At 38.0% G+C, this 13,813-nt stretch carries 16 protein-coding genes; 13 read left to right on the forward strand and 3 right to left on the reverse strand.

The annotated features are described in order from the left end of the window. Positions 1-19 precede the first annotated feature (19 nt). The 13 genes from PR808_RS07775 to PR808_RS07835 all read left to right on the forward strand — a co-directional run bounded on the left by PR808_RS07775 (position 20) and on the right by PR808_RS07835 (position 10,817). Positions 20-445, forward strand: coding sequence for an urease subunit beta (locus tag PR808_RS07775; RefSeq protein WP_206082861.1), 426 nt, complete (start codon positions 20-22; stop codon positions 443-445). 62 nt (positions 446-507) lie between these two features. After that, complete coding sequence (locus PR808_RS07780; RefSeq protein WP_042848772.1) at positions 508-2,226, forward strand: urease subunit alpha; 1,719 nt, start codon at positions 508-510, stop codon at positions 2,224-2,226. 62 nt (positions 2,227-2,288) lie between these two features. Continuing rightward, the gene (gene ureE / locus PR808_RS07785; RefSeq protein WP_206082860.1) at positions 2,289-2,951 is read left to right on the forward strand and encodes an urease accessory protein UreE; all 663 of its coding nucleotides are present in this window, start codon (positions 2,289-2,291) and stop codon (positions 2,949-2,951) included. A 29-nt stretch (positions 2,952-2,980) separates the two neighbouring features. Further along, on the forward strand, positions 2,981-3,667 hold the full coding sequence (locus PR808_RS07790) for an urease accessory protein UreF (protein ID WP_206082859.1): 687 nt from the start codon (positions 2,981-2,983) through the stop codon (positions 3,665-3,667). 29 nt (positions 3,668-3,696) lie between these two features. Next, on the forward strand, positions 3,697-4,329 hold the full coding sequence (gene ureG, locus PR808_RS07795) for an urease accessory protein UreG (protein WP_206082858.1): 633 nt from the start codon (positions 3,697-3,699) through the stop codon (positions 4,327-4,329). Between the two features lie 2 nt (positions 4,330-4,331). Then, a complete protein-coding gene (locus tag PR808_RS07800; protein ID WP_206082857.1) occupies positions 4,332-5,297 on the forward strand; it encodes an urease accessory protein UreD in 966 nt (321 codons plus the stop codon). Between the two features lie 167 nt (positions 5,298-5,464). After that, a complete protein-coding gene (yut, locus tag PR808_RS07805) occupies positions 5,465-6,457 on the forward strand; it encodes an urea transporter (protein ID WP_206082856.1) in 993 nt (330 codons plus the stop codon). 31 nt (positions 6,458-6,488) lie between these two features. Next, a complete protein-coding gene (locus PR808_RS07810; RefSeq protein ID WP_206082855.1) occupies positions 6,489-7,664 on the forward strand; it encodes an ion channel in 1,176 nt (391 codons plus the stop codon). 100 nt (positions 7,665-7,764) lie between these two features. Continuing rightward, on the forward strand, positions 7,765-9,000 hold the full coding sequence (locus PR808_RS07815) for an SLC13 family permease (protein WP_272539050.1): 1,236 nt from the start codon (positions 7,765-7,767) through the stop codon (positions 8,998-9,000). A gap of 18 nt (positions 9,001-9,018) precedes the next feature. Further along, positions 9,019-9,618, forward strand: a complete 600-nt coding sequence (locus tag PR808_RS07820; RefSeq protein WP_206082853.1) for an ATP-binding cassette domain-containing protein — start codon at positions 9,019-9,021, stop codon at positions 9,616-9,618. A gap of 146 nt (positions 9,619-9,764) precedes the next feature. Further along, entirely contained in the window at positions 9,765-10,145 is a 381-nt protein-coding gene (gene crcB / locus PR808_RS07825) for a fluoride efflux transporter CrcB (protein ID WP_206082852.1), read from the forward strand. Positions 10,146-10,157: 12 nt separating this feature from the next. Next, positions 10,158-10,535: a CrcB family protein gene (locus PR808_RS07830; RefSeq protein WP_272539051.1), complete on the forward strand. Its 378-nt coding sequence runs from the start codon at positions 10,158-10,160 to the stop codon at positions 10,533-10,535. Positions 10,536-10,583: 48 nt separating this feature from the next. Beyond that, positions 10,584-10,817, forward strand: a complete 234-nt coding sequence (locus PR808_RS07835) for a hypothetical protein (RefSeq protein ID WP_206082850.1) — start codon at positions 10,584-10,586, stop codon at positions 10,815-10,817. A gap of 133 nt (positions 10,818-10,950) precedes the next feature. Here the strand turns inward: PR808_RS07835 and PR808_RS07840 are convergent, their stop codons facing one another. The 3 genes from PR808_RS07840 to msrP form a co-directional block, all read right to left on the reverse strand. Further along, on the reverse strand, positions 10,951-11,955 hold the full coding sequence (locus tag PR808_RS07840; RefSeq protein WP_206082849.1) for an FUSC family protein: 1,005 nt from the start codon (positions 11,953-11,955) through the stop codon (positions 10,951-10,953). Between the two features lie 237 nt (positions 11,956-12,192). Then, a complete protein-coding gene (locus PR808_RS07845; RefSeq protein WP_206082848.1) occupies positions 12,193-12,801 on the reverse strand; it encodes a sulfite oxidase heme-binding subunit YedZ in 609 nt (202 codons plus the stop codon). Further along, entirely contained in the window at positions 12,801-13,808 is a 1,008-nt protein-coding gene (gene msrP, locus PR808_RS07850; RefSeq protein WP_206082847.1) for a protein-methionine-sulfoxide reductase catalytic subunit MsrP, read from the reverse strand. Before msrP ends, PR808_RS07845 begins: the two co-directional genes overlap by 1 nt. Positions 13,809-13,813: the final 5 nt, after the last annotated feature.

Genomic DNA, 13,813 nt, shown 5'->3' on the forward strand with positions numbered 1-13,813 from the left:
ATGAAGGGTGAGGTGAAATATGAGTAATTCAAAAACAAGCATTAAAGCCCCGACTCCTTTAGGTGGTGTTATTTTTGCAGATGAGCCTATTGAGTTCAACGTAGGCAAACCTGAAACAAAAATTAAAGTTCGTAATACAGGTGATAGACCTGTGCAAATTGGCTCCCACTTTCATTTTTTTGAAGTTAACCACGCATTAGAGTTCGACCGTGCAGCGGCTTACGGTAAGCGTTTAAATATTGCTTCTACAACGGCAATTCGTTTTGAGCCAGGTGATGAAGTGGAAGTTTCTCTGATCCCTTATGGTGGAAAGCAAAGTGTCTATGGGTTTAATAACCTTGTTGATGGTTGGGCGGGTGACAACGTTGCCGCTACTGAGCGTCCTGCTAAAGCAATCGCTTTAAATAAAGCAATTGCTCGTGGTTTTAAGCATAAGGAACAGTAAGCGCGTTAGATGTCAGTAATGATAAATAACAATGCACCTTCTTAACGTTAAAGGTAAATAACATGCCAAAAATTTCTAGACAAGAATACAACGGTTTATTCGGACCAACAGTTGGCGATAAAATTCGTTTAGGCGATACCGATTTATATATTGAAATCGAAAAAGATTTACGTGGATATGGCGAGGAGTCTGTCTATGGTGGTGGTAAATCTTTACGCGATGGTATGGGCGCGAATAATACTTTCACGAGTGATAACGGTGTTTTAGATTTAGTGATTACTAACGTCACCATCGTCGATGCGCGTTTAGGTGTGATCAAAGCCGACGTGGGGATTAAAGCAGGCAAAATTGTTGGTGTTGGTAAAAGCGGTAACCCAAATATTCAAGATAACATCACGCCAGGTATGGTTGTTGGGGTATCAACGGATGCTATCTCCGGTGAACACTTAATTCTAACGGCAGCGGGTATTGATACTCATATTCACTTAATTTCGCCGCAACAAGCTTATGCGGCGTTATCAAACGGTGTGACAACCTTCTTTGGTGGTGGTATTGGCCCAACCGATGGAACTAACGGTACGACAGTAACGGCAGGCCCTTGGAACATGCGCTCCATGCTACGCGCTATCGAAGGTTTACCAATTAACGTAGGTATTTTAGGTAAAGGCAACTCTTATACTCGTGAACCACTGATAGAACAACTGGTTGCGGGGGCTGCTGGCCTAAAAGTTCACGAAGACTGGGGCGCAACAGGAAATGCGATTCGCCATGCGTTACGTATTGCTGATGAATTTGATGTGCAAATCTCAGTACATACAGACAGCCTAAATGAAGGTGGTTATGTTGAAGATACCATCGAAGCCTTTGAAGGTAGAACTATCCACACCTACCATACAGAAGGTGCTGGTGGTGGACATGCCCCTGATATTATAAAAGTTGTTAGCCAGCCTAACGTATTACCAAGCTCAACAAACCCAACCTTACCGTTCGGTGTTAACAGCCAGTCAGAGTTATTTGACATGATCATGGTATGTCATAACTTGAATCCAAATATCCCGTCGGATGTTTCATTTGCAGAGAGCCGTGTTCGCCCTGAAACCATTGCAGCAGAAAACGTGCTACATGATATGGGCGCTATTTCGATGTTCTCAAGTGATTCACAAGCGATGGGGCGTGTGGGTGAAAACTGGTTACGTATTGTTCAGACAGCCAACGCGATGAAAGCGTCTCGTGGCAAGCTGCCTGAAGATGCGCCAGGCAATGATAACTTCCGTGTCCTACGTTACGTGGCAAAAATCACCATCAACCCAGCGATTGCTCAGGGTATCAGCCATATTCTAGGCTCCATTGAGGTCGGCAAAATGGCGGATCTCGTATTATGGGACCCACGTATGTTTGGTGCTAAACCTAAACTGGTTATTAAAGGTGGCATGATCAACTGGGCAGCAATGGGCGATCCGAATGCTTCCCTGCCAACACCACAGCCAGTGTTCTATCGTCCAATGTTTGGTGCAATGGGTAAAACCGTTAACGACACTTGTGTGACTTTCGTTTCACAAGCTGCTTTAGATGATGGCATTAAAGAAAAAGCAGACCTTGAGCGGCAAGTGGTTGCTGTCAATAACTGCCGAGCGATTGGAAAGCGTGATTTAGTGCGTAACGGTGAGACACCAAATATTGAAGTTGACCCTGAAACCTTTGCTGTAAAAGTAAATGGTGAACATGCAACTTGCCAGCCGATTAGCGAAGCCGCAATGAATCAACGTTATTTCTTTAGCTAATTGTACATGTTTGGATTATCTGCCCGCCAGTGGCGGGCAGAATTAACATAAAAGGTAATATTATGATCATTATTGAACATATTCTTGGCAATGTTAAAAAAGACCCAGTGTGGCAAGCGCGCCAGAAAAATGCTGACGTTGATACGTTGATCCTTGATCAACGAGAAGCACAGAAAAGCCGCTGTCGTAAAAATACTGAAAAAGGCCAAGACTTAGGTATTGCGCTGGACAGAAAAGTCTTGTTGTCGGATGGTGATGTCCTGCTATTTGATGAAACAACCAATACAATGACGATAGTTCAGATCTCTTTACGTGACGTCATGATGGTCAATTTGTCCCACCTGAAAAACCTAAGTACTGAAGAACATATTCGTATTAGTTTCGAATTAGGGCATGCATTAGGTAACCAGCACTGGAAAGCCGTTTTAAAGGGTGATCTTGTTTACGTACCACTGACGGTAAGTGAAAAAGTCATGGGTTCGGTCATGCGCACACATGGTTTTGGTGAAGAAACATTTGCCTTTGTGAAAGGTGAAAGCATTTTACCTGAATTGAGCCACTCTGAAGCGCGTTTATTATTTGGTGGTGCAGAGGAAACAGATACGCATGTTCATGTGGAATTAGGGCAGATCCACGGGCACAGTCACAGTCATGATCATGCACACAGCCACGATCACAGTCATGATCACCATCATGACCATGGGCACACTCATACACACAAATAACGTTCGTGTTCATGAGTAAGGAAAGTGATATGGAAGCATCTGACCTAATTAGAATTATGCAGTTTGGTGATTCAGCACTACCAATTGGTGCATTTACATTTTCAAATGGGGTTGAATCCGCCATTCAAAAAGGTGTTGTTCACGACAAAGAAACGCTGAAATCTTTTGTTCATACGTCTTTGAGTGTCGCAGCTCATTCAGATTGTATCGCCATTGTGGCGGCTCATCGTGCTGCTATTGCTCAAGATAACGACACATTAGCGAAGGTTGATTGGGCGGTACATAACCGTAAATTGAATGAAGAAGCACGCATAATGACAACCCGAATGGGGAAAAAACTCGCTGAAATCTCAGTCCATATTTTTGAGAACCCACAAGTGAGTGGGTGGCTTGCGAAAATCAAAGCTAATGAGGTTCCAGGGACTCAGCCAGTAACACAAGCCATTGTTATGGCTGTTCAAGGGATCGCGGAAAGAGATGTTGTTGTGATGCACCAATATGGTATTGCCATGACCATTTTGAGTGCTGCGATGCGGCTAATGCGTATCACACACTATGAAACACAGCATATTCTTTTTGAATTAAATGAAGAAATTAAGGTTTTTTGTGACATCGCAGCTAATGGTGACATAGAGCAAATGTCCTCATATGTTCCTGTGATTGATGTCTTAGCTGCGGTACACACTAAATCGTTTGTCCGTTTGTTTATGAACTAACGAACAACTAAAAATTTTGGGGAAAAATGATGAAAAAAATGACTCGGATCGGAATTGGTGGACCAGTAGGTTCAGGAAAAACAGCAATTATTGAAGTGATCACCCCGATCCTCATTGAAAGAGGTATTAAACCGCTAATCATCACGAATGACATTGTGACGACTGAAGATGCAAAACAAGTAAAGCGCACCTTGAAAGGCATTCTTGATGAAGAGAAAATTTTAGGTGTTGAAACAGGGGCATGTCCTCACACTGCAGTACGTGAAGACCCAAGTATGAACATTGCTGCAGTTGAAGATATGGAAGAACGCTTCCCTGATAGCGATGTGATTATGATCGAAAGTGGCGGTGATAATTTAACTTTAACCTTTAGCCCTGCACTTGCTGACTTTTACATCTATGTTATTGATGTGGCTGAAGGTGAAAAAATTCCACGTAAAAATGGTCCAGGTTTAGTTCAAGCCGATATTTTAGTTATCAACAAAATTGACTTAGCGCCTTATGTTGGTGCCAGTCTTGAAGTGATGGAACATGATACCAAAATTGTTCGTGGCGACCGCCCTTATATACTGACTAACTGTAAAACGGGGGAAGGGGTTGTTGAGTTGGTTGATATGATCATGGATAAATTCCTCTTTACGCACCAAGTACCAAGGGGGTAAAGATGACGAATTTCAGGGCAGATATAGCAAATACTCCAACGCGTGTTAAAGCTCATATTTTAGGCAGCAATGCACCTGAACTCGCCGCATATCAAGATGAACCGAAGCAAATGCAAAGTGGTGCTGTTGGTAAAAGTGGTTACTTAAAATTAAGGTTTGCTCAAGGAGAGTATCGTAGTGAGCTGGTGGAAATGGAGCGTCGCGTTCCTTCTTTAGTGCAAAAAGCGCTGTATTGGGATGAGTTGATGCCCCATCTACCCTGCGTCACTATGATCTCTACCTCTGGTAGTTTACTGCAAGGTGATAGGCAAGCCCTTGATATTATAGTTGAAAAAGGTGCTTGTGCTCATGTGACAACGCAATCTGCGACCAAGGTTCATATGATGGAAGCCAACTATGCCACACAGTACCAGAATATTATCGTTGAGGAAGATGGGTATTTAGAGTATTTACCCGATCCTATAATTCCTCACCGTAATTCTCGGTTTATTACTGACACGCGGATTAATATTCATCCAAGTGCGACAATGATTTATTCCGAAATACTCATGTCGGGCAGGAAATATCACCACCCAGATGAACAGTTTGGATTTGATGTTTTTTCATCCCATATTCGAGCAGAATCATCGTTCAATAAAGAATTATTTGTTGAGAAATACATTTTAGAGCCAAAAAAATCACCGTTAAATCTTAAAGCGGTTATGGATAGCTTTGATACTTTTGGCAATGTTATTTTACTGACACCTAAAATTCATCATGAGCGTATTTTAGAACGTCTAGATGCGATATATGACCCGAAAAATGAAATTGCTTTTGGTGCAACTCAATTACCGAATGACTGTGGATTAATATTTAAAGCATTGGGGGTTGATAGTCCAAAAGTGAAGGATGCTGTCAGATATTTTTGGCAAATAGCGAGAGAAGAGATATTAGGTATTTCGCTACAAGAACCTTTTTTATGGCGTTAAATGCGGTTTATTACATTAAATGTTTATTATTGCATTTAATACAAAATAGTAATGGTTGTCATAAAGTGACTGAAATAACCGGTTAGGTTATCAAAGTAATTTATTAATATATTATCAGTAGAGTAATTTTTATGATTTCTCTACTGATATTCCTATCAAGGAATTTCATGATGGAAAAAATAATAAATCAGAATGCTTGGAATAAGTTAGCCAGCAAAAATATAGCGATACAATTTATTGATATCGTCTTGCGTGGCTGTGCTCAAGTTATGTTTCAAAATAACGCACTCACCGGACTTCTATTTTTTATTGCCATTTTCATCGGTGCGTTTTTAGAAGGCATGCCGCAAGTCGCTTTAGGTTGTTTGTTAGGTACCATTGTGGCTACACTTACCGCTTATATTAGTAAATTAGATACTGAATCACTGCGCTCGGGGCTTTATGGATACAATGGTTGCTTAGTTGGGGTTGCTCTTCCTACTTTCTTAGAGAATACCCCATTTGTTTGGGTAACAATCGTATTAGGGAGTATCGTTTCTGTTATAGCGACTATCTCTTTAATGGATTTTCTAAAAAACTGGAAAGTTGCAGCATTAACAGCCCCTTTTGTTTTAGTATCATGGATCATTTTACTCGCGAGTTACAATTTCTTAGGTATTGAAGGTGTTGCATTGCCGACCCCCGCATTACCTAAACAACTTATTGAACCCATTGGGTTAATTCCTCATAGCGATCTGGTTGCTGATATTTTCCGTGGTGTCTCGGAAGTATTTTTACTCAGTAGCATGATTGTCGGCATTCTTTTTGTCATTGGTCTTGCGGTTAGCTCTATATGGGCAGCGATATTTGCCGTATTTGGTTCTCTTCTTGCTTTTATTGTTGCAACTCTTTTAAAAGGTGACTTTTCGAGTATTCATACTGGTTTATATTCATTTAGCGCTGTATTAACTGCGATTGCTTTAGGTTCTACCTTTAATAAACCGAGCTATCGAGTGGTCGTTTATGCCATCGTTGGTGTGATATTTACCGTATTTGTTCAAGGGGCACTCGATATTATTCTTGAACCATTTGGTATCCCGACCTTAACGATGCCATTTGTTCTAGCATCATGGCTATTTCTAGTACCGAATCAAGATATTATGCCTAAGCATCGGCAGTAATATTTGCACTAAAACTTTTTGGTATTCAATTATGAAAAAAAATGCAATATATAAATATATTCAAAATATGAGAATGCTACGCTTAGTGCTCTCATTATTAATACTTGTAGATGGGATATTGATTATTATCCCCATCATCTCAACTTATGATTTTCATTTATACCCTCAGCATCTAGGTTTTGTTGATTGGCTACAATCTTTAGGATTAGTTAAGTTATTAGATATTCCAAGATTTGCTATTGGAGTTGTACTCATTATCCTTGCTATTCCTACATATTTAGGCCTGCGGATCGGTTGGTTATTTAGCTGCTTTATGCTGTTTATTATTATGTTAATTAACTTGGTATTAGCAAGGGAAAATGTCCTGACTGGAACTTTTTCACTGATAGTACTGATTATTGCTGTTGCAAATTGGAAAGCATTTAATCGCCATAGCTTATCTGGTGCAGGCTTTGTTGCTTTCATGAGCTTAAGCGTATTATTGGGTTATTCTGTATTTGGAACTTTGTATTTAGGCGAACAATTTCAACCCCATGTTACTGATATTTCATCAGCATTTTACTTTGCTCTGGTATGTATGACGACGGTGGGATTTGGTGACATTATTCCAATTAGCGTTGAGGCAAGACTGTTCACCATTTCGATTGTAATTTTAGGTATTACAATTTTCACAACCTCTATTGTTTATTTTTTAGGGGTATTTGCAAAAAGCACACAGGAAATTGTTAAGAAGAGATTATTCCGTATGAAAAACCACTATATTATTGTTGGCGCAAGCCCCCTAGCTTTAAACACCTACCACGGATTAAGAAAGCGCGACTTAGATGTCATGGTGCTTTGTCATGAAGATCAAAAAAAGAGCTATCCAGATAATGCGCAAGTTATTGTCACAGCCCAAATTAATAAACATACATTAAATAGCGCTAACTTAGATCAGGCAAAAGCGTTATTTATTTTAGGTGACTCTGATTCTGAAAACACCATTTCTATGTTGGCTGCGAAAGAAATTGTTGGTGGAAATATTAAAAGTGTTATTGCTGTAAATGATGACAAAAACTACGAAAACATGCAGCTACTACATGCGGATTTACTCATTTCGCTTTCATCTTTAGGAAGTGAAGTTCTGATTAAAATGATCTTTGGTGAAAACATTAATAACCAAGTGATGGAAAATATTATTTTTTCAAACAACATATTAGAATCATAATATGCTGGAGTCCCAATAGAAAATTGCTGCTGTGGAGTATCTGCAGCTTTATCATTTATACGAAGAAATAAAAATATAGATAAGAGATAGAGAGTTTATTATGGATCTAACCGTTATTATTTTTATTCTAGTGTATGTCGCAATGGCTTTTGGGACTTTCCCTGGGATTAAAATTGACCGTACTGGTGCATCTGTAGCGGGGGCATTGGCCATGATAGGGTTTGGGATTATCTCGCCCAAAGTATCTTGGAATGCAATTGATTACAGTGCGATTGGATTACTATTTGGCTTAATGGTGGTATCTGCATCATTTACAGTATCAGGATTTTATCACCAAGCGGCACAAAAAGTGGCGAGCTTAAATATTAGCCCACCTAAATTAATGGCTGTTTTCATTATTGTTGGCGCACTTCTTGCCTCGGTACTTACAAACGATATTGTTGTGGTGGCGATGACGCCTTTATTGGTTTCCGTTACATTATCTCGTGGTCTTAACCCAATTCCATTTTTACTTGGCTTTTGCTTTGCGGCCAATAACGGTGCCGCAGGTTCTTTAATTGGCAGCCCTAAAAATATGGTTGTGGCACAAGGATTGGATTTATCTTTTATTGGCATACTCAATATTACGGCTATTCCAGTCTTATTTTCAATTCCCATTGTATGGTGTGTGATCACTTTGCTTTACCGTAATCGTTGGTATTTATCTGACGATAAAAAGTCAACATTGTCCAATGGCGAGCCTTCGATTATTGAATTCAATTGGTGGGAAACGATAAAAGCCGCTACGGTTTTATTTGCGGTTATTCTCGCTTTTTTATTTAGTGATTTACCTCGTGAGCTTGTTGCATTGTCAGCAGCCTGTTTTTTATTGTTAAACAGAAAAATAGCGTCCAGTGACATGTTAAAGCATGTTGATGGAGACTTAATTCTTTTAATGATGGGGTTATTTATTATTAATACCGCATTTTCTAATACTGGTATCCCTCAGGAGATATTGCATTATCTATTGGGCAAAGGTATCGACCTAAATAGCCCTATTACGTTATTTTTGGTCACCATCGTAATGAGTATTTTTGTAGGGACGACACCAACGGTGATTTTATTGATCCAGTTTGTTTACCCTCATGGCAATGTCGATTTGTTAGGTGCTGCGTTAATTTTAGGGGCCTGTTTTGCGGGTAATATATTTATATTTGGTAGTATTGCAGGGATTATTGCTGTTGAGCAATCCTCTGCGCATGGTATTAAAATATCGTTTTTAGAGTTTACAAAATCAGGCGGTATTATTTCCATTATTTGTATTTTTATTGCTGTTGTTTGGTTATCCATCTATTAGTTTATAGAGAGTTTCAACATGTTAGAAGTCAAAAACTTATGTATAAAGCAAGATAACCGTACATTATGGGATTCACTGTCATTTTCACTGAATAAAAATGAGCGCCTAGGGATTTCAGCACCGAGTGGTTTTGGTAAAACAACATTAGGCCGTGTATTAGCCCAATGGCAAATACCTGCGCAAGGAGATGTGCTATTTAATGGAAAAAAATTGTCTCAAAACGAATATTGCCCTGTTCAGCTCGTTCCTCAACATCCTGAAAAGTGCTTTAACCCTTATCGGACAGTCGGTGAAAGTGTGAAGGATGCTTGGGAGCCTGCTCCATACTACCTTGAACGTTTGTTTATTAAATCAGAGTGGTTGGCTAGAAGACCAAATGAACTGTCGGGCGGAGAGCTTGCTCGAATTGCCTTATTAAGAGCATTAGACCCGAGAACAAAAACCTTAATTGCAGATGAAATCACTGCACAATTAGATGCTCACTTACAGAAAGATATATGGCAGTTTTTAATTCAGCTCTCGGAAGAAAGACCATTATCGATGATTGTTTTTAGCCACAATAAATTCCTATTAGAAAAGGTATGTACATCGATTTGGAATATAACAATATCAGAGTGAACTATTTTAAATTATCAAAAGTATTCACTGGCTATTTAATTATGCTCATTTAATGACTGTTAATTTTTGATATTACATTAATGTATTTAATTTAAATTCTAGAAACGATGTTTTTATATCTATGATATCAAATAGAGGATGCTGCAATGGTAGCTATTGATATTTTATTAGTTGGAGCTGGCGGAGGTATTGGTTCACTACTGCGTTGGTGGATTGGTCGCCTAGTGGGCGAGAGCTATCACGGAAAATTTCCATTATCAACGTTCATCATTAATATTTCTGGCGCATTTGTTATTGGTTTTTTAAGCCGTTATTTTTCTATTGATTGGGATGACCGCTATGGGACATTTCTACAATCAGCTATTTTAACAGGGTTACTGGGGGGGTATACAACATTCAGTAGCATGCAGCTTGATGCCTTGAAGTTGACTCAAACTAAACAAAAATTACTCGCACTCTTTTACTTATTAATTTCGGTTTTATTTGGGTTAGCTGCGGCATTTATTGGTGCTTGGTTAGCAAACTAACAGGGGCTAAAAATGAATATTATGATCTTAGTTTTTATTGGTGGTGCAATTGGCGCAATTTCCCGAGAATTACTGATGGTGTCTGTTCCTACCATGAATGATCACTTTCCCCTTGACATATTTATAGCAAATATTCTCGCATCATTATTGCTGGGTATTGTCGCTGGACTATTAATGAGGAAGAAAATAGGCCAAGGGATGAATGCATTTTTTGCCACAGGTGTAATGGGTGGGTTATCAACATTTTCTAGTTTTGTCTATGGCGCCGTTGAGATAATGAAGTATCCAGGGGCTTTCTTAGTGGCAGTTAGTTACTTGATTTTAAGTGTCGTTATCGGGTTTGCTGCTATCTATATTGGATACTCAGTGAGTAATAAGCAATATAGTTAAATATGATACTGTTATTTTTAAGTTTATAATAGAACAAGGAGTTTTGAAATGAAAATAGCTAAATCAATATGGCATGGAATTACTTCAGAGCCTTATAGATTACAATTGTTTTTTGATTTAATACTTTTGGTATTATCACCTGTGATATTTATCAGCATAATTGGTTTTGACACAAAAACATTAAATATGGATATTTTCACTATTACATTAATTATTTTAGTTTATATTTACATTACACGTTGGTTTAGCCACTGGTATTGTAATAGAAGTAAAAATAAATAATATGTATGAAAACTTTTATAAGAGTGTAGTTATTTTTTTGTTATGGTTTTCTTCAATGGTAGTCTAAATATAGAGGAAGCTTCAACATTTACTTAAAGAAGGCTTCCTTATTTTTATTACTATAAATTTTAATTTATGATTTTTCTTTTTTTAGGATCCTAAAAATATTTAAAACTAAGCTTGCAAGAATTGCAACAGCACCACCGATAAATGTCTCATATGCTCTTGATATCGGTAGTAAGTAACTTGGGTTATGTAAAAATTGAGTTTCTTCAAGAAGAAGTAGAACAAAAACAGTAATAGAAAATGTTTTTAGTAGATAATTTAAGCGGAAAAGTGTTGGCATAAAAAATATGATTAAAGCTAAAACTGCTAAGTAAATATAAGTTTCCTGTGATTTGGTTATGCTAAACATGGCAATAACAAAAACGGCTGCCAATAGACTTCCTAAAAACCTAAGTAAGGTAACCTTTATTATGTGCATTTCTTTTGGATGGAGTAACATAATGAATGTTAGAGGCGCCCAATAAGGTTTATATAAATTTAGATAGTCAGGTATTGAAAGACTTAAAAATAGAAAAAAACTGAATAAGAAAGCGCGTATATATACTTTTTCATCACTATGATATATTTCCTTTGAAAATAATCCATTTTTAAATGCATGACTTTCAAAATTTTTATGTCTAAGTAAGCTAAATGTAAGCAGACTAATAGCAACCCCTGAGATAAAGGCCATCGGCAAGTCAAAGCTAATAGAGTCAAGTGTTGTTCCCATACAAGAAAAGATAATCAAAAATGGAAATGTACGATCTAAGTAATCATCTTTTTTGTAAAATAGGTAATAGCAATAGGAGAGGATAAATAAGTAAATATGAAAATAAATTGTTAGTTTTAGTATAAAACCAATCCCCCCACCAACGATAACTAAACATAATAAAAAAAATACATAAAAAATATTACTACTATCAGGCTTTGTATCATAAACGACATTAGAGAATAGTGTTGTTAAAAGACCAAATGTCCCACCTATGAAGCCAAATAAAGAAAAACAAATGGTTGAATTGACTATAGCAGTAATCAAAAAAACTCCATTATTTCTAAAGCTAATATATTTATTTTCTTTATTAATATCTTTCATGTTAACTACTCACTCTATCTTTTTTAGTTATTTTCACCATCTATCTTAGTCGAGTTATATCGTAAATTAAAGAATTGTTTTAGTATGTGATAACTCTGAATATACATTGAAAATATAAAATTATTTTTGTTGGCATGTATTTTTTAGAGGTGTTTAAAAGTATTCGAATTATGTTTAAACATATCATAAAAAGATATAGAAAAATAAACGATAGGTTTTATTCATTTCAATTTATATTTATGATGAAATAGACATTTTCCATTGATTCTTTATACGATAAAAAAATGCACATCCAACTAGCCCTAAATAGATAAAAGGTTCAGGTGTGAGTGTTTTGAGTGACAAAATGTAATGGCAAAGTACAAGTAAGAGGGTAGGGTAAAGTAGCATATGGACTCTTTTCCACCATGTACCTAACCAACTACGTATACAGTTTAATGAGCTAATAGCCATCAGAAATAAACATAGCCAAGCGATAGCGCCAATAACTAAATAAACTCGCGAATAAATTTCTTCAAAAAATAACCCCAAATTATTTATACCGATTTCAAGTAACAGATAACTGCTTAAATGTAGAGCTGCCCAAAAAAAACACCAGAGCCCAAGTGCTTTGCGTGTTTGAAACAATGTGGTAAATCGTAATAATTGAGCAATAAGTGGGATGCACGCAATCAGAACTAATAAACGTAACACAGTGATCCCTGTAAAATGTTGTATATCTTTAGTGGGATCGGCGCCAAGTTGCTGGGTATCTATCAAAAAAATTAACCACAACAAAGGGAGTAGAGCAACAAGGTGAATACTCCCTTTGGTTAACCATACTGTTAGTTTATTTTCTTGGGACATTAATAGTATCTCCGCAAGTCCATTCCTTGGTATAAGCTTGCCACTTGGTCGGCATATCCATTAAAGAGCAACGTGGGTTGCCGAGTTACTTGGCCTAAGCCACCTGCACCAATAAAACGTTCAGTTGCTTGTGACCAGCGGGGGTGGTTTACGTGAGGATTTACATTGGCATAAAAACCATATTCATCTGGTGCAGAAAGGTTCCACGTTGTTTCGGGCATTTGCTCAGTTAGGCGGATTTTCACGATAGACTTAATGCCTTTAAAGCCGTATTTCCAAGGAACGACTAGTCGGATAGGTGCGCCATTTTGGTTAGGTAAGCTTTTTCCATATACGCCAGTGGCCAATAAAGTGAGTGGATTCATTGCTTCATCTAAGCGTAATCCTTCCACATAGGGATAGGCTAACCCGCCACCAACATAACGACTTTTTTGCCCAGGCATTTGTTCGGGGGCGTAACGTGTTTCAAAGGCGACATATTTAGCTTTGCTCGTAGGTTCCACTAGCGCTAATAACTTCGCAAGTGGAAAACCAACCCATGGAATAACCATCGACCACGCTTCTACGCAGCGCATTCGATAAATACGTTCTTCTAAGGGAAACTTAGTGTTGATGTCATCTAAATTGAGAGTCATTGGATGGCTAACTTCACCCTCAATCGTGACAGTCCATTCGTCAGTGACTAATGTATGAGCATTATCGGCGGGATCTGACTTACCGAGCCCAAACTCATAAAAGTTATTATACCCAGTCACTTTATCTTCTGGTGTCAGAATAAGTGATGATTGGTATTCCTGAGGTTGAATAAATATCAGCGATTTTCTAGGCACGGTTGGAGTCGCGGGGGTATCGTCACTAAACCAAGAAAATAAACCTGCATTTGCCGTAGATGCAAGGGTTAATCCTGCGGCTCCGATACCCAAGGCTTTAAGAAGTTGTCGGCGTTTCATAAAAAAAATCGACTCATCTGTGATTTGAGACGTCGGAATTTTTGGTGTTTTTTTCATTGTGC

Source organism: Providencia sp. PROV197 (assembly GCF_028479625.1).
GTDB classification, from domain to species: Bacteria; Pseudomonadota; Gammaproteobacteria; order Enterobacterales; family Enterobacteriaceae; genus Providencia; species Providencia vermicola.

What these genes read in the sequence shown, in the direction of transcription:
- PR808_RS07840 (WP_206082849.1), bottom strand. Translation starts at nt 11,955, where the DNA reads ATGAAAGATATTAATAAAGAAAATAAATATATTAGCTTTAGAAATAAT.
- PR808_RS07790 (WP_206082859.1), top strand. Translation starts at nt 2,981, where the DNA reads ATGGAAGCATCTGACCTAATTAGAATTATGCAGTTTGGTGATTCAGCA.
- yut (WP_206082856.1), top strand. Translation starts at nt 5,465, where the DNA reads ATGATGGAAAAAATAATAAATCAGAATGCTTGGAATAAGTTAGCCAGC.
- PR808_RS07835 (WP_206082850.1), top strand. Translation starts at nt 10,584, where the DNA reads ATGAAAATAGCTAAATCAATATGGCATGGAATTACTTCAGAGCCTTAT.
- PR808_RS07775 (WP_206082861.1), top strand. Translation starts at nt 20, where the DNA reads ATGAGTAATTCAAAAACAAGCATTAAAGCCCCGACTCCTTTAGGTGGT.
- PR808_RS07830 (WP_272539051.1), top strand. Translation starts at nt 10,158, where the DNA reads ATGAATATTATGATCTTAGTTTTTATTGGTGGTGCAATTGGCGCAATT.
- PR808_RS07820 (WP_206082853.1), top strand. Translation starts at nt 9,019, where the DNA reads ATGTTAGAAGTCAAAAACTTATGTATAAAGCAAGATAACCGTACATTA.
- PR808_RS07810 (WP_206082855.1), top strand. Translation starts at nt 6,489, where the DNA reads ATGAAAAAAAATGCAATATATAAATATATTCAAAATATGAGAATGCTA.
- PR808_RS07800 (WP_206082857.1), top strand. Translation starts at nt 4,332, where the DNA reads ATGACGAATTTCAGGGCAGATATAGCAAATACTCCAACGCGTGTTAAA.
- crcB (WP_206082852.1), top strand. Translation starts at nt 9,765, where the DNA reads ATGGTAGCTATTGATATTTTATTAGTTGGAGCTGGCGGAGGTATTGGT.
- PR808_RS07780 (WP_042848772.1), top strand. Translation starts at nt 508, where the DNA reads ATGCCAAAAATTTCTAGACAAGAATACAACGGTTTATTCGGACCAACA.
- msrP (WP_206082847.1), bottom strand. Translation starts at nt 13,808, where the DNA reads ATGAAAAAAACACCAAAAATTCCGACGTCTCAAATCACAGATGAGTCG.
- ureG (WP_206082858.1), top strand. Translation starts at nt 3,697, where the DNA reads ATGAAAAAAATGACTCGGATCGGAATTGGTGGACCAGTAGGTTCAGGA.
- PR808_RS07845 (WP_206082848.1), bottom strand. Translation starts at nt 12,801, where the DNA reads ATGTCCCAAGAAAATAAACTAACAGTATGGTTAACCAAAGGGAGTATT.
- ureE (WP_206082860.1), top strand. Translation starts at nt 2,289, where the DNA reads ATGATCATTATTGAACATATTCTTGGCAATGTTAAAAAAGACCCAGTG.
- PR808_RS07815 (WP_272539050.1), top strand. Translation starts at nt 7,765, where the DNA reads ATGGATCTAACCGTTATTATTTTTATTCTAGTGTATGTCGCAATGGCT.